The organism is Gemmatimonas sp. UBA7669, assembly GCF_002483225.1.
Taxonomy (GTDB): domain Bacteria; phylum Gemmatimonadota; class Gemmatimonadetes; order Gemmatimonadales; family Gemmatimonadaceae; genus Gemmatimonas.
Window position 1 is genome coordinate 1 of sequence record NZ_DLHL01000055.1, and the last position, 13,933, is coordinate 13,933.

The following is a 13,933-nucleotide window of genomic DNA, read 5'->3' on the forward strand; positions in this document are numbered from 1 at the left end:
TTTTTCAGCACCCTGCTAGAGGAAACCAAGGACGCGGCACTCAAGACCCGGAACCCGAACCCAGAACTCGGAACTGATCAGTTTCGGGTTTTGAGTTCGAGTTTCGAGTCGTAAGTGTCTGTTGACTCCGAACTCAAAACTTGAACTCAAAGCTCACAGCTAACCGGACTGTCGGTGAGCTCTGAGCTTTGAGTTCAAGTTTTTGAGTTTTGGGTTTCCCGGCGCTCAGCCCCCCGGGGACAGCCCCTGCAACCAATCCGGCCCAGCCCGCGTACGGCCCGTATGCCTACCCCCCTGACTCAGATCAGCTCGGTCACCTGGGAACACCCGGCCGACCGCGCCGCCCTGCGCGCACTGCGCGCCATCCCCGGTTTCGACGAGGTGGTCCGCAAGATTGCCGGCGCCTTCGGCGAACGCGGTGTACGCAACCTCTTCCTCGGCGATGCGGTCCTGGTAGGGCCCACACAGCGCCCACGTCTCCACGCCATGTACGAAGACGTGCTGCGCACCCTCGACTGGCCCAACGCCGGCCAGCCGGTCCCGCAGCTCTATGTGGCGCAGAATCCCATTGCCAACGCCGGTGCGGTCGGATTCGACCAGCCCTTCATCGTGATCAGTTCGGGCACTCTCGAACTGCTGGAGCCCGACGAGCAGCGCTTCGTGTTGGCCCAGCAGCTCGGCCACATCATGACGGGTCGCACGACGTACCGCACCATTGCGCTCATCGTGCTGTTCTTCGGCATGAGCGCGCTGCCACTCCTGGCGTCGATTGCGCTGCTGCCCTTCCAGCTCGCGCTGCTCGAGTGGTATCGCAAGTCGGAACTGTCGGCCGATCGCGCCGGCATGCTCGGCACACAGGATCCGCGCGCGAGCCTGATGGCCTTCCTCAAGCTCGCGGGTGGCAAGGCCGAGGGTGACACCATCGACCTCGACGCCTATCTGGTGCAGGCGGCCGATTACGAGATGGGTGGCACGGCGTGGGACAGCGTGCTCAAGGCCCTCAACACCGCGCTGCGCGAACACCCCTTCCACACAGTGCGCGCCGGCGAGCTGCGCCGCTGGGAGCAGAGCGGCGCCTACGCCACGATTGTCGGCGGCGAATACATCCGCCGCGGCAGTGAGGCTGAACGTCCGTTCCGCGACGACCTGCGCGATGCGACCGATTATTACAAGGAGAAGGCGCGCGAAGCAGCCGACGCCGTCGGTGGTGTCATCAATCGCGCGGCCGACGCGTTCCGCGATGCCTTCAAGGCGGCGGCCAGCATGGGCGACGCGCCCCCTCCGCCTCCGTCGGAGCCGCCACCGCCCGCTCCCGAGCCGCCGCCAGCCCCGGAGCCACCACCGGCCCCTGCACCGCCGGGCAGCACCTTCTGACACATCAAACCCGCCCGCCGAGACCACGCGTCTCGGCGGGCGGGGTGTTTGTGCTGCAGCGCGAGTCGGACGCAGCCTGATGGCCCGCTGCCCGACTAGATTTCCGCCCCATGAAGATCCTGCTTCTTGGTTCAGGTGGCCGCGAACATGCGCTGGCCGATACGCTCTCGCGCGAAAACACCGCCGTTGAACTGCTGGCCGGTCCCGGCAATCCGGGTATTGCGCAGCTTGGTCGTCTGGTGAGCATCAAGGCCGATGACCCCACGGCCGTTGTCGCGCTGGCGGAGCAGGAGCAGGTGGACCTCGTGGTCGTGGGCCCTGAAGCCCCGCTGGCGGCCGGCGTGGTGGATGCGCTGCAGGTGGCGCGCATTCCCGCCTTCGGACCCACCATGGGCGCCGCGACGGTGGAGACCAGCAAGGCCGACACCAAGACCCTGATGCTGCAGGCCGGTGTGCCCACCGCGCACGCGGAAACGCATCGCGTGGCGCGTGACGCCAAGGAGGCCGTGCGCACGCGCTTCGGCGCCCCCGTGGTCATCAAGGCCAGCGGTCTCGCGGCCGGCAAGGGCGTGATCGTGTGTCAGTCGGAGGCCGAGGCCTTTGATGCCATCGATCGCATTCTCGATGATCGCGTGTTTGGTGAGGCGGGCGCGGAATGTCTCGTGGAATCCTTCATGACGGGCGAGGAGCTTTCGCTCTTTGCGGTCACCGATGGCCACGACGTGCTGCCCATGATCGGCGCCCAGGATCACAAGCGTCTGCTCGATGGTGACGAGGGCCCGAACACGGGTGGCATGGGGGCGTATACGCCGGTGTCCTTCTCCACACCGGCTCTTGTAGACGAGGTGACGGAGCGTGTCTTCCTGCCCACGCTGCATGCGCTACGCAAGCGTGGCACACCGTTCACCGGTCTCCTGTACGCGGGCCTCATGCTCACGCCCGACGGCCCCAAGGTGGTGGAGTTCAACTGCCGATTCGGTGACCCGGAGACGCAGGCCATTCTGCCGATGCTCACCAGCAGTCTGCTGGAACCCATGCTCGCGGTGGCGCGCGGCGCGCGCATTGGCAACATGCCGGCCTTTACGTGGCGCGCTGGCGCCAGCGTGACCACGGTGGTGGCGTCAGCCGGGTATCCCGATGCCCCGCGTACCGGCGTGCCGATCTCGCTGCCGGAGTTCGGCGACGCGGTGCGGGTATACCACGCCGGCACCAGGCGCGACGGGCGCGATCTGCTCACCAGTGGCGGTCGCGTGTTTGCGGTCACCGCCATGGCCGACAGCTTTGCCGCCGCGCAGCAGGCCTCGCGCGACGCCGCCTCGCGCATTGACTTCGAGGGGGCCAGGTATCGTCGCGACATCGGATGGCGCGAGGCCACACGAGTCGGATGATTCTGACCTGACTACCACGGACAAACACCGACAACAACGGAAAAGTCAGGATGACCGCTCGGATTTGTGGATGGTGCGAACATCCGACGCCGTCTCCTGTTGTTTCTTTTTTCTTCGGTGTTACTCCGTGGTAGGCAGTAGAGACATGCGCCATGCCTGAACTCCCGGAAACCGAAACCATCGCGCGCGATCTGCACGACATGGTGCGGGGCGCCCGGGTGACGCGGGTGAACGTGCCGCGCCCCGACGTGCTGCGCGAGACGGATGTGGCGGGGCTGGATGCCGCCCTGCGTGACGCAGCGGTGGAACGGGTGTGGCGGCGCGCTAAGCTCATCGTGCTGGACCTTCGCGGCGCCTCAGGTGCGTGGCACGTGGTTGTGCAGCCGCGCTTCACCGGTGGCCTCATCGTGGACGACGGCCAACTCTCCGAGAGCGAACGCCAGTACGTGTGCGTGAGCTTCACGCTCGGTGATGGCCGCGTGCTGCACTACCGCGACGTGCGCCGACTGGGCGCCGTGGCCCTCATGTCTGGCGAGCGTTTCGCCGAGTATTCCGCCGGACTTGGCCCCGAGCCTCTTGACCCGACACTCACTACGGCTGCATTTTCGGGTTGTATTCGGGACTCACGCCAACCTATCAAGGCCGCGCTCATGGATCAACGGCGGCTGGCCGGCGTGGGCAACATCTACGCCAACGAGGCGCTATGGCTGGCCGGCATCGACCCATCACGCGAAGCAGCGTCGCTTTCCGATCCGGAGTGGGCCACGCTGCACCACGAACTGCGGCAGGTCCTGCAAGCCAGCATCGCGGCACGTGGCACCAGCTTTCGCGACTACCGGGACGCGCGCGGTGAGCGGGGACGTTTTGTCGAACAGTTGGCCGCATACGGTCGTGCCGGCGAGCCCTGCCGCCGCTGCGGGCATCGCCTCATCGGTACCCACGCCGTGGACGGACGCAGCACGGTCTTCTGCGCGAGGTGTCAGTACTGATCTGGCCGCGGGTCTGGCCGCGTCACTGCCAGCCCGCCCCACGCGTCGCCCGCGTGCGCTGGCCACACAGCTCGACCTGGCCATGCCGGCCAGCGAAGCCAACGTGGCCCGGCTGCGTGAACAGGTGCGCGCCACCACGCGCAATGCGCCCGGTGTGTACCTCATGCGCAGCGCACACGGCGAGGTGCTGTACGTCGGCAAGAGCACGCAGGTCCGCACGCGCCTGCTCAGTTACTTCCGCCTGCCCTGGCCCGAGCACCGCCACGCCCGCATGCTGCGTGAAACAAGCAGCATCGAGTGGGAGCCGCAGCCCAGTGAATTCGCGGCCCTGCTGCGCGAGGTGCGACTCATTCGCGCGCACCTGCCGCGCTACAACGTCCGCTCGGCACGGCCGCTCGACAAATGGTGGGTCATCAGCATTGCGAGGGGGCCGGCGCCGCGTCTTCGCATCCAACGCGCCAGTGCCGCCGCCCGCTCGCGGGATGTGGCGCAGATCATTGGCCCCTTCGCGTCACGTCGTCCGTTGCAGGACGCATTGCGCGTGCTCAACGACGCGCTGGGCCTGCGCGACTGCAGTGACCGCGTGCCCCTGCATCTCGCCGATGTGCAGGAGCTTTTTGACGCCGCGCATCCGGCCATGCAGCGCACGCCTCGCTGTCATCGCTACGAAACCCGCCGCTGCCTCGGCCCCTGCGTGGGCGCCACGAGCGAGTATGAATACCGCGCGCAGCTTACGCGGGCCCGGGCGGTCCTCGAGGGGCGCGACGATACGCCGCAGCAGCAACTGGTGCGCGAAATGGCGGCAGCCAGTGCGTCCTTGAGCTACGAGCGCGCGGGCTGGCTGCGCGACCGACTCACCGCGCTGCAGGAACTCGAGGCGCAACTATCGCGTGTGCGCGAGGCGCTGGCACGTCCGAGTTTTGTGTATGCGGTGCCTGGTCACGATGGCGACGATCGTTTGTATCTCGTGCGCCACGGTGTCGTGGTGGCCGAGGCGCGTTGCCTGGAACCTGAGAGCGTGAACAGCATGCAGGCACTCGAGCGGCAGACGACGCAGGCGGTACCCACTGGTGCGCTGGTCGATCGACTCGATGAGCTGCTGCTGGTGGAGTCGTGGTTCCGCGGGCGCAATGGGGCACAGGCCATTGTGGCGGAGACAGTGGTGGGGGCGCTGGAGGGACTCGTGCTTGCGGCCAGATCGTTGAACTGATGGTGTGAGGATTGGAGGATCCAAGGATTGGAGGGGCGGGCGTCGAGGGTTCCGCCAACGGGGAGCCCTCGACGCCCGCCTCTCTTATCCTCCGATCCTCTGATCCTCACACCTTCAGTTCAGCGGTTCAGCGGAGAGCAACGGAATCAACTCCACATCCGCCTGCCCCTTCCAGATATACAGCTTGGCCACACAGGGCTGCAGCTTGAAGCGCTGCGGACCCGCCGCCCCTGGGTTCACCACCACGCGGCGCGCCGCCTTCGTCACCAGTTGCTGATGCGTGTGCCCGTACACAATCACGTCGGCGTTGGGAAAGGCGCCAACCAGCTTGGGCGGCGTGGGGCTGCCCAACTCGTGGCCGTGCGTGACCACAATGCGAACGCCATCAATCACGTCCTCAATGCGCTCGACGAGATCGGGACGCCCCGGCGCATCGGTATTGCCCCACACGGCGCGAACCGGCGCGATGGTGGCCAACTCCGTCAGGACATCCGCCGGCCCCACGTCGCCGGCATGCAGAATCTGCGACACGCCCTCCAACGCTTCGAACACTTCGGGACGCACAAGCCCGTGCGTATCGGAGATGAGGCCGATGATGGTGGCGCGTTCGTTCATGGCTCGGAGGAAGACGGTGGTGTGGAGTCAGCGTTGCGAATATCGCGCGGAGCGTGAGGCGCCGCGTGTCCGGCCTGCTCACGCAAGGTGGCTAGGGCCGTTTGTGCGCCTTCGGCGTCACGCGATCCGGGAAACTGTTGCATGATGCGGCGGAGCTCGCTCATGGCACGGTCGGTATCGTGCAATGGACCGAGATAGAGATCAATGAGGCGCTGCGTGGCGAACAGGTCGTCAGAGCGCGTGGCGCCATCGGCCTTGCGCAAGCGCTGCAGCAGGGCCTTGGCCCGCTCGACATTACCGCCAGGCTTGAGTTGCCAGGCAATCTCGGCGTGCAGCACATCGACCCGGTCGCCGCGCTCCGCATGCAGCGCCTCGAACGCCGCTTCGGCCTCGGCCATGCGACCGGCCGCCGCCAGCGCCTCGGCATGCGAGTAGCCCGGTGGGGCCGCCTTGCCGCCACGCCCGGGGTGCAGAACGTTCATCAGCGCGCCGGAGGCCAGCCCGCCAACGCCCCTGACAGCCGCATAGACCAGTGCGGTGGCCAACGGTGCGCCCACCCACGCGAGCGGCCAGCGGAATTCCACGGGTAGGCCTACGAGCCCAAGCAGCACGTGCACCGGCTTGACGAACAGCAGCGAGGCCAACGCCCACAGCAGCAGCCCATCACGGCGCCGGCGGCGGCGCTCCCGCTCGACCGATGCCGCAAACTGCTGCTCGTCAATCACTCCGAAGGCTCCGCGACGTCACCCCAGCGCTTGCCCACCTGATGCTCCACATCGAGATGGTCAAGAATGCGCGCCACGATAAAGTCGACCAGATCGGCAATGCCGCTGGGCCCGTGGTAGAAGCCCGGCGCCGCCGGAATGACCGTGGCACCGGCGCGCGTCACGGACGTGAGGTTTTCGAGATGCACCAGTGAGAGTGGTGTTTCCCGTGGAACGAGAATCAGTCGACGCCGCTCCTTGAGGGCCACGTCGGCCGCGCGCTCCACCAGCGACCGCGACGTGCCGTGTGCAATGGCACTCACCGTGCCCATGCTGCAGGGGCAGACCACCATGCCACTCGAACGCGCCGATCCGCTGGCCGGCTTCGCCCCGCGGTCGCCGTCGTCGAACACCGTCACATGCCGATCAAACAGCGCTCCGCCCGCGGCCTCGCGCAGTGCCGCGAGATTGGCAATACCGCTCTCTGTTTGCAGCAGTCGCCACCCATGCCCCGACACGATCAGCCAAGTGGGCACGCCGAGTTCCACCAGCGCCTGCAGCAAACGCACAGCGTAGGGCGCACCCGATGCGCCGGTGATGGCCAGCACCACAGGGTGGCGCGCGGCGTTGCCCGACGTGCGCGGCGAGAGGTCGCGAGTCGTGTCCGGCATCAGGCTATCGCTCCCACACCGCGCGCCACGAGCACACGCGCCACCAGCACAAACAACAGGAAGCCGAGACTGATGAGGCCATTCATCGTGAAGAAGGCCGCGTCCACACGGGAGAGATCGTGCGCCTTCACCAGTCGGTGCTCCCAGAGCAGCATGAGGGCGACGCCAACCACCGCGGCCCACAGCACATTCTGCGCCAGTGGAGACACCGTGCCGAGGGGCTGCGCGGCCACGACCGCCGCAAAACACACCACCGCCAGCACATGCAGACTGCGGGCGATGGCGATGGCGCCCGCCACACCAAACGTGCTGGGCACGCTGTGCAGCCCATGCACTCTGTCGAACTCGGCATCCTGCAGCGCATAGATCATGTCGAAGCCGCCGCTCCAGCACACCACGCCAAGCGCCAGCACACAGAGCAACCACCAGGGCTCGCTCCACGCTCCGGTCACGGCCAGATAGCCCCCCACGGGGGCAATGGACAGGCCGAGGCCCAACCAAAGATGCGACCAGCGCGTGAAGCGCTTGGTGTAGCTGTAGCCCAGCACCCACAACAGGGCGACTGGCGAAAGCAGAAAACACAGGGTGTTGAGCATGTAGCTGGCCAGCACAAACAGGCCGCTCGACAACACGATGCTGAAGCGCGCCTGCCCCACCGTGAGCGTGCCGGCCGGCAGCTCGCGCATGGCGGTGCGCGGATTGAGTGCGTCCACGTCGCGGTCAACGAGCCGGTTGAACGCCATGGCGGCAAATCGTGCGCTGGTGAACGCCAACAACACCCATCCCACCACGGCCGCACTCACGGGCGCAACGACACTGGCAAACAGCACGCCAACCAGCGCGAACGGCATGGCAAATACCGTATGCGGCAATTTGACGAAGTTGGCCAGTCGCACCGGCAGCGACTGGCCGCTCAGCAACTGCCCGTCACGTGCGCCCTTGGGCGGCATTACGGTGTTCACGGCTGCGGTACCGGCGGCAGCCCGAGGCTGCTCCACATGGCGTCCACACGCGACTTGGTGGCCGGGTCCATGCTGATCACGCGCGGCCAACTGCGCGTGAAGCCTTCCTCGGGCCATTTGCGCGTGGCATCGATGCCCATCTTGCTGCCGTAGGTGAACGCACGACTGGCATGATCGAGCACGTCCACAGGGCCCATGGTGAAGCGTACGTCGCGCTGCGGGTCCATGTTGTTGAGCGCCACCCACCAGGCTTCCACCGGGTTGCGCACGTTGATGTCCTTGTCGACCACCACCAGGACCTTGGCCAGGGACATGAGCCCCTGGCCCCAGAGGGCGTGCATGACCTTGTCGGCGTGGCCGGGATACTTCTTGTCGATGCTCACGAAGACGAGGTTGTGAAAACCACCCTCAGCCGGCATGTGATAATCCACGACTTCCGGCGTCGTGAGCTTGAGCAGCGGCAGGAAGATGCGCTCGGTGGCGTGACCGAGGTAGAAGTCTTCCATGGGGGGCCGCCCCACGATGGTGGTGGCGTACACCGCGTTGCGCCGCATGGTGACGGCCGTGACGTGCACGCGCGGATACATGTCCGCTTCGCTGTAAAAGCCCGTGTGGTCACCGAACGGGCCTTCCACCACCAGCTCCTCGGCGGGATCGATGTAGCCTTCGATGACAATCTCAGCGTCGGCCGGCACTTCGAGATCGTTGCTGACGGCCTTGGTGAGACGCACCGGATCACGGCGCAGAAAGCCGGCGAACAGGAACTCGTCGATGTTGGGCGGCAGCGGCGCCGAGGCGCTGAACATGCTGGCGGGATCACTGCCCACCACAATGCACACCGGCATCTTCTCGCCGCGTTCGGCCATCTGCCGCATGTGTTCGGCGCCGGTCTTGTGGCGCTGCCAATGCATGGCCACATGCCGCTTGCCGAGCTGCTGCACGCGGTACATGCCCACGTTGCGGATGCCGCGCACGGGGTCCTTGCTGACAACCGCCGTCATGGTGACGTAGGGTCCCCCGTCCTCGGGCCAGCAATGCAGCACGGGCAGCTTGTCGAGATCGATGTCGTCACCGCGCCACACGATGTCCTGGCAGGAGGGCGTGCCACTCTTCACGCGCGGCGGGAACTTGCTCACCTCGAGCAGGCGCGGCAGCAGCGACAGCTTGCCCAGGAACCCGTCGGGCACCTTGAGGTCCATGAGCTGCGTGATGCGATCGCCAATATCGTCGAGGCGTTCCACACCGAGTGCCAACGCCATGCGGCGCATGGACCCGAAGAGATTGATGGCCACCGGGTATTCGGACACGGTGCCATCACGCAGCACGGGCTTCTCGAAGAGCAGCGCCTTGCCACCGCCGGGCATCTTGGAGACGCGATCAGCGATTTCGGTGAGTTCGAGATGCACCTTCACCGGCTGCGAAATGCGATGCAGTTCGCCGATGCCATCAATGGCGTCGATGAATTCAGACAGCGTGTCGAGAGCCATGCGCAGGACTGCGGAGTTGAAGGGCGTTCAGGCGACGCCGGTATGAATGGCGGCGATGCCGAACGTGAGGCGCTGCCAGGTGACGGTCCCGAACCCGGCGGCGCGCATGCATTGAGCCAACGCTTCCTCGGTGGGGAATTGTGCCACCGACATGGGCAGATAGGTGTACGCCGAGCGATGTCCGCTCACGAGCCGCCCCACGAAGGGCAGCACGCGGTGGAAATAGAAGTGATACCCCGCGCGCACGAGTGCGGATGGCGGCGTGGAGAACTCCAGAATGACAAACCGTGCGCCGGGCTTCAGCACGCGATGCACCTCACGCAGGCCGGCGTCGAGGTCCGCCACGTTGCGAATACCAAAAGCCACGATGGCGCCGTCGAGTGACGCCGGCGCAAAGGGCAGTTGCAGGGCGTCGGCGCCAACGGGAGCGAGGCGCTGGCGCGGCGCCTTGCCGGTACCGTGCTGCAGCATGGGCACGGCAAAGTCCGCGCCGGCCACAAAGCCTGTGAACCCCGGCTGACGCACGAGCAGGGCACCGACATCGAGCGTGCCGGCGCAAAGATCGAGATAGCGGCCGCTCGGTGTGGCGCGCCACGCGAGCGCTTCGAGGGCCCGGGCGCGCCAGCGTTTGTCGATGTTGAGCGACAGGACGTGATTGAGCAGATCGTAGCGCGGGGCGATGTCCGAGAACATCTGCTGCACGTAATCGCGCTTTCCCTCGCCCTGGGCCGCCTGTGCGGCCCGCGCGAGCTCCTGGCCGACCGCCTCGGGATTCGAGGGGCCGGGGACGTCCGTGGTACTGGGCATGTCCAAACTTCAGTGAGCGTGCCAAGCGGAGCAAGCGCTGGTCCCCTGCCCGCTCCGGGACTAGCTTGCGCTGCTGCATGCCGACCCTCGACGAGCTGGGAACCCTTCCTGACGCCGACGTCGTACGCCTCGCCCAACAGGGACGGGAACCGGCGTTTCGGGAACTCGTCCGCCGATATGAGCGGCCGGTGTTTTCGCTCGTCTACCGCATGGTGCGCGACCGCGAGACGGCAGAGGATCTGGCCCAGGACGCGTTCATCAAGGTCCTGAACCACATCGACAAGTACAGCCCCGAGTTCAAGTTCTCGAGCTGGCTCTTCAAGATCGCGAACAACGTCGCCATCGATCACCTGCGGCGGCGGCGGCTCGACACCATCAGCATGGACGGTAGTCCGCACGCGACCTCGGCCTCCGAGGTAGAGGCGTCGTCCATCGAGCTGCAGGCCGACCAGGAGACCGCGCTGGAGGAGTTGGAGGCCAAGGAACTGGGGTCGGCCATCGAGCGGGCCATCGGCTCGCTCAGGCCCGAGTATCGCGCCTGCATCATGCTGCGTCACGTGGAAGGGCGGTCGTACGAGGAAATTGCCGCCACGCTCGACCTGCCCCTGGGGACGGTCAAGACCTACATCCACCGGGCTCGGCATGAGCTGCGCAAGGCGCTCGAGCCACTCCGGCAGTGATCACCCCGAGCCTGTTTCTGACTGGCCGCTGCTTTTTCCGGAAAGCCGGGAATGGCCTGAAACCTGCGGCACTCCTGCGGCGTAGTCCGCACATGGAGGCTCATCGCTATGCCTGAACGACACCTGAGACCCGACGAAATCGAACTCCTTCTCGATGGCGAGGAGGGTTTTGGCGTTGCCCCCCTGCGGGCGCACGTCCGATCTTGTGCGTCCTGCCAGGCCGAGCTGCATAGCGCGCGCCTTTTCATGCAGTCCCTTGATGCCCTGCCCGATTTTGCGCCGTCGGCCGGCTTTGCCGACAAGGTCATGAATCAGGTGCAGGTGTTCGAGCCCTGGCATGCCGCCGCCACCCGTACGGTGGCTGATCTGGTGCCGGCCTCACGCCCGGCCCGTCTCGCCGCCGGTGTTGGTGCGGCCTTCGGTGCCGGCCTGCTCACTACCGGTACAACTTGGGCGCTGGCCCGCGCTGACATGGCGGTCATCCTGGCGCAGCTTGGTCTGGAGAGCTTCCGCGAGCAGGTGCTCGCGGCCGGCACGGACCTCATGAGCACGGTGCTGGGCCAGTCCGGTCTGGCGGCACTTCAGGGCAGCACGCCCGAGGTCCTGGCCCTCGCGGCCGGCGGCTTCGTGGCAGCGGCCGGCATGGGTGTGGTGGGCATTCGTGCCCTCGCCTCGGCGTCTTCCCGTCAGGGGCGCTAGCGTTTCATGCTGGCCACCACGCTCACGGCCATTGCCGGGGTCTTTGGCATCGGGCTCATCATCGGCCTGGTGGTGCTGACCACGGCAGAAGAAGCGCTGGTGGCGGTGGCCCGCACGGCCGCCCGCGATGTATCGGGCAGCTTCTGGGCTGGTGTGCTCACCCAAGTGCTGGCGGTACCGGCCCTGGTGGTCGTGGTGGTGGCCTGCGCCGTGACCATCATTGGCATTCTGGCCATTCCGCTGGCGGCCCTGGCCTGGGGCTTGGCGCTGGCTGGCGCATTCACGCTTGGCGTGTTGGCCGTCGCCCTGGTTATCGGCTGGGCCCTGGTTGGCCGTGGGGCCTCAGGCTCCGAGCGTTCGGCGGCCGTGCGAGGCCTGGTGGTGGGTCTTACGGCCCTCAGTCTCGTGTGGTTCGGCGCGGCACTGGCGGCGCAGATGCCTGTGCTGGGCACGCTCAGCCGTCTGGTGGCGGTGGCCTTCACCTGGGCAGTTGCCACGGTGGGTATGGGCGCCGTGGTCAAGTCGCGCATTGGCATGTCCAGACTGAGTGTGCAATTCGGCCGCGTCGGCGGACGCTGGGGCAGCCGCTGGAACGGCGGTACGGCAGCCGCATCCTGGGCCCCCGGTTCGAGCACCGGGGTGAATGAGGTGCCGGTGTCCCAGGTGAGCTGGCAGACCCCGACGCCGGTCCAAGGCGTGGTGGCCGCGCGGCGCCCGGTGGAAGACAAGGAAGGCACGGGGACGGGCGCGGAGCTCTGAGGCGCATGGCCCGCCGCAGGTAAGAACTCAGTGCAGCAACGGGTTCTCGTAACGAAGCCCGCGGAATCTCTGGAAATCACCATCCGCGCTACAGAGCGTGGCTCCGCGCTCCACACAGAGTGCCGCGAGATGGGCATCGGTCACGAGATTGGCCCCTCGCCCCGCCTGGCGCAGCATGTCCGAAAGGATGCGCGCATGCTCCGGACCTGGCTCCACGACTGAGACCACGGGCTGCCGAAGCCAATCCTCGACATTTGTCATGGCTTCATCAATGGACAGTGGCGCACTCATGATGCGTCTGTTGGTGGCAATCCGGAGCACGCCAAGGACGGTCACCCACGGCAATCCGATGGCCTCGTGACCGGTCAGTACCCTCTCCCACCATGCGAGCGCGCGGGCATGGTGCGGACTGTCTGCGTTCAACACGTACACGAGAAGGTTGACGTCAGGGACAATCATCAACGCCCCTCGTTCATCTTGCGAAGGATCTCCTCATCTTCCAGGTCATCGGCAATCCATCGTGCCTTGACGAGATCATAGCCCTCTCGAACAGCGCCCATGTGATACGTGCGCTGCACGTATCGAGACGGACTCACCTCGGGCCCTTCTTCGAGTCCGCGCATGATGACACGATGCAGCATCGCCTTGAATGACACCCCTTCGCGGTGCGCCGCGTCGCGGAGCCGCTCCAGAAGCACAGCGTCGAGATCGATGGTGGTGCGCATTATTTGATGCTAACGCATCACCGACAGTGATGCAATGGCATCACTGTCGACTCATTTGCGTGGCTTGCGGCTCAGCGAGTCTTGACCGCGTCGCCCCGCCTGAGTCCTAGCGTGGCCGCGGCGTTCCCGTTGCGGACCGCCAACTCCAACCAGCCGCTCGACCCGACCAGAGCGACGGCCTCACCGTCCTCCGCGTCGGCATAGGTGCGCACCACGCGCAGCGCGTGCATGCCGGCCGCAACGGCCTGCGGCAGGGCACCGGGCGCAGGCATGAGATTGGTAATGGCGTTGCCGAAGCGGTCGATGGTCAGCACTTCGCCATGCAGGGCACCGTCGGCATCCCGTCGTGGTGCGGGTGTGCGCAAACGCACGGGATGCAGCAGCCGTTCGCCGAGCTCGTCGAGTGGTGCGCCTGTGGCCAGACGCGCGGCAGCAGGCGCAAACACATCGCGCCCATGGAACGTTGCCGAGGCACTGTCGTGCACGACGAGTTGCACCACCTTCGCGTCGAGCGCGAAAAGCGCCGGCGAGAGCACGCCATTGTCAGGGCCCACGAGAAAGCGACCTTCACTGGCCACGGCGAGAGCCGCGCGTGATGTGCCGACGCCCGGGTCGACCACCACGAGATGCACGGTGCCCGCGGGAAACCGGCGCCAGCAGCGCGCGAGTGCGAGGCGCGCCGCGGTGATGTCCTGTGGCGGGATGTCGTGTGAGAGGTCCAGCAACGGAAGGCCGGGAGCGAGCGTGGCCAGCACGCCCTTCAATTCGGCCACGTAGCCGTCGGCGGTGCCGAAATCGGTGAGCAGAGTGATGGGTGGACGTGTCATGCTGCACTCAACTTACCGCGCCAACGCAGACGGTGC

At 66.4% G+C, this 13,933-nt stretch carries 16 protein-coding genes; 7 read left to right on the forward strand and 9 right to left on the reverse strand.

What is annotated here, in order from left to right; genetic code table 11:
* Positions 1-282 precede the first annotated feature (282 nt).
* The 4 genes from B2747_RS16945 (at position 283) to B2747_RS16960 (ending at position 4,961) form a co-directional block, all read left to right on the forward strand.
* Entirely contained in the window at positions 283-1,374 is a 1,092-nt protein-coding gene (locus B2747_RS16945) for a M48 family metallopeptidase (protein ID WP_291163676.1), read from the forward strand.
* 110 nt (positions 1,375-1,484) lie between these two features.
* A complete protein-coding gene (purD, locus tag B2747_RS16950) occupies positions 1,485-2,762 on the forward strand; it encodes a phosphoribosylamine--glycine ligase (RefSeq protein ID WP_291163678.1) in 1,278 nt (425 codons plus the stop codon).
* Between the two features lie 152 nt (positions 2,763-2,914).
* Positions 2,915-3,751 carry a bifunctional DNA-formamidopyrimidine glycosylase/DNA-(apurinic or apyrimidinic site) lyase gene (gene mutM, locus B2747_RS16955; RefSeq protein ID WP_291163681.1) on the forward strand — a complete coding sequence of 279 codons (837 nt, stop codon included), beginning with the start codon at positions 2,915-2,917 and terminating at the stop codon, positions 3,749-3,751.
* Positions 3,654-4,961: a GIY-YIG nuclease family protein gene (locus B2747_RS16960; RefSeq protein WP_291163684.1), complete on the forward strand. Its 1,308-nt coding sequence runs from the start codon at positions 3,654-3,656 to the stop codon at positions 4,959-4,961. Before mutM ends, B2747_RS16960 begins: the two co-directional genes overlap by 98 nt.
* Positions 4,962-5,075: 114 nt before the next feature.
* Here the strand turns inward: B2747_RS16960 and B2747_RS16965 are convergent, their stop codons facing one another.
* From B2747_RS16965 to B2747_RS16990, 6 genes are read right to left on the reverse strand one after another with little or no spacing between them, the layout of a single operon-like run.
* Positions 5,076-5,576 (reverse strand): metallophosphoesterase family protein, encoded by a 501-nt coding sequence (locus B2747_RS16965; protein WP_291163687.1) that lies wholly within the window; start codon positions 5,574-5,576, stop codon positions 5,076-5,078.
* The gene (locus tag B2747_RS16970; protein ID WP_291163690.1) at positions 5,573-6,301 is read right to left on the reverse strand and encodes a hypothetical protein; all 729 of its coding nucleotides are present in this window, start codon (positions 6,299-6,301) and stop codon (positions 5,573-5,575) included. Before B2747_RS16970 ends, B2747_RS16965 begins: the two co-directional genes overlap by 4 nt.
* A complete protein-coding gene (locus tag B2747_RS16975; RefSeq protein ID WP_291163693.1) occupies positions 6,298-6,951 on the reverse strand; it encodes a flavin prenyltransferase UbiX in 654 nt (217 codons plus the stop codon). The genes B2747_RS16970 and B2747_RS16975 overlap by 4 nt, the downstream gene beginning before the upstream one ends.
* Positions 6,951-7,913: a UbiA-like polyprenyltransferase gene (locus tag B2747_RS16980; RefSeq protein ID WP_291163696.1), complete on the reverse strand. Its 963-nt coding sequence runs from the start codon at positions 7,911-7,913 to the stop codon at positions 6,951-6,953. The genes B2747_RS16975 and B2747_RS16980 overlap by 1 nt, the downstream gene beginning before the upstream one ends.
* Positions 7,910-9,400 carry a menaquinone biosynthesis decarboxylase gene (locus B2747_RS16985; RefSeq protein ID WP_291163699.1) on the reverse strand — a complete coding sequence of 497 codons (1,491 nt, stop codon included), beginning with the start codon at positions 9,398-9,400 and terminating at the stop codon, positions 7,910-7,912. The genes B2747_RS16980 and B2747_RS16985 overlap by 4 nt, the downstream gene beginning before the upstream one ends.
* 27 nt (positions 9,401-9,427) lie before the next feature.
* A complete protein-coding gene (locus B2747_RS16990; protein ID WP_291163702.1) occupies positions 9,428-10,207 on the reverse strand; it encodes a ubiquinone/menaquinone biosynthesis methyltransferase in 780 nt (259 codons plus the stop codon).
* Positions 10,208-10,284: 77 nt separating this feature from the next.
* Between B2747_RS16990 and B2747_RS16995 the strand changes: the two genes are divergently transcribed.
* The 3 genes from B2747_RS16995 to B2747_RS17005 all read left to right on the forward strand — a co-directional run bounded on the left by B2747_RS16995 (position 10,285) and on the right by B2747_RS17005 (position 12,345).
* Positions 10,285-10,887, forward strand: coding sequence for a sigma-70 family RNA polymerase sigma factor (locus B2747_RS16995; protein ID WP_291163705.1), 603 nt, complete (start codon positions 10,285-10,287; stop codon positions 10,885-10,887).
* Positions 10,888-11,133: 246 nt separating this feature from the next.
* Positions 11,134-11,586 carry a hypothetical protein gene (locus B2747_RS17000; protein WP_291163707.1) on the forward strand — a complete coding sequence of 151 codons (453 nt, stop codon included), beginning with the start codon at positions 11,134-11,136 and terminating at the stop codon, positions 11,584-11,586.
* Between the two features lie 6 nt (positions 11,587-11,592).
* Positions 11,593-12,345, forward strand: a complete 753-nt coding sequence (locus B2747_RS17005) for a hypothetical protein (RefSeq protein WP_291163709.1) — start codon at positions 11,593-11,595, stop codon at positions 12,343-12,345.
* A 27-nt stretch (positions 12,346-12,372) separates the two neighbouring features.
* Here the strand turns inward: B2747_RS17005 and B2747_RS17010 are convergent, their stop codons facing one another.
* The 3 genes from B2747_RS17010 to B2747_RS17020 all read right to left on the reverse strand — a co-directional run bounded on the left by B2747_RS17010 (position 12,373) and on the right by B2747_RS17020 (position 13,897).
* Positions 12,373-12,804: a type II toxin-antitoxin system VapC family toxin gene (locus B2747_RS17010; RefSeq protein ID WP_291163711.1), complete on the reverse strand. Its 432-nt coding sequence runs from the start codon at positions 12,802-12,804 to the stop codon at positions 12,373-12,375.
* Positions 12,804-13,070, reverse strand: a complete 267-nt coding sequence (locus B2747_RS17015) for a hypothetical protein (RefSeq protein WP_291163713.1) — start codon at positions 13,068-13,070, stop codon at positions 12,804-12,806. Before B2747_RS17015 ends, B2747_RS17010 begins: the two co-directional genes overlap by 1 nt.
* 71 nt (positions 13,071-13,141) lie before the next feature.
* Positions 13,142-13,897 (reverse strand): SAM-dependent chlorinase/fluorinase, encoded by a 756-nt coding sequence (locus B2747_RS17020; RefSeq protein WP_291163715.1) that lies wholly within the window; start codon positions 13,895-13,897, stop codon positions 13,142-13,144.
* Between the last annotated feature and the right edge of the window lie 36 nt (positions 13,898-13,933).

Bases quoted from the DNA above. Each gene is read 5' to 3' on its own strand.
- B2747_RS16945 (WP_291163676.1), top strand. From the start codon at position 283: ATGCCTACCCCCCTGACTCAGATCAGCTCGGTCACCTGGGAACACCCG.
- purD (WP_291163678.1), top strand. From the start codon at position 1,485: ATGAAGATCCTGCTTCTTGGTTCAGGTGGCCGCGAACATGCGCTGGCC.
- mutM (WP_291163681.1), top strand. From the start codon at position 2,915: ATGCCTGAACTCCCGGAAACCGAAACCATCGCGCGCGATCTGCACGAC.
- B2747_RS16965 (WP_291163687.1), bottom strand. From the start codon at position 5,576: ATGAACGAACGCGCCACCATCATCGGCCTCATCTCCGATACGCACGGG.
- B2747_RS16975 (WP_291163693.1), bottom strand. From the start codon at position 6,951: ATGCCGGACACGACTCGCGACCTCTCGCCGCGCACGTCGGGCAACGCC.
- B2747_RS16985 (WP_291163699.1), bottom strand. From the start codon at position 9,400: ATGGCTCTCGACACGCTGTCTGAATTCATCGACGCCATTGATGGCATC.
- B2747_RS16990 (WP_291163702.1), bottom strand. From the start codon at position 10,207: ATGCCCAGTACCACGGACGTCCCCGGCCCCTCGAATCCCGAGGCGGTC.
- B2747_RS16995 (WP_291163705.1), top strand. From the start codon at position 10,285: ATGCCGACCCTCGACGAGCTGGGAACCCTTCCTGACGCCGACGTCGTA.
- B2747_RS17000 (WP_291163707.1), top strand. From the start codon at position 11,134: ATGCAGTCCCTTGATGCCCTGCCCGATTTTGCGCCGTCGGCCGGCTTT.
- B2747_RS17005 (WP_291163709.1), top strand. From the start codon at position 11,593: ATGCTGGCCACCACGCTCACGGCCATTGCCGGGGTCTTTGGCATCGGG.
- B2747_RS17010 (WP_291163711.1), bottom strand. From the start codon at position 12,804: ATGATTGTCCCTGACGTCAACCTTCTCGTGTACGTGTTGAACGCAGAC.
- B2747_RS17015 (WP_291163713.1), bottom strand. From the start codon at position 13,070: ATGCGCACCACCATCGATCTCGACGCTGTGCTTCTGGAGCGGCTCCGC.
- B2747_RS17020 (WP_291163715.1), bottom strand. From the start codon at position 13,897: ATGACACGTCCACCCATCACTCTGCTCACCGATTTCGGCACCGCCGAC.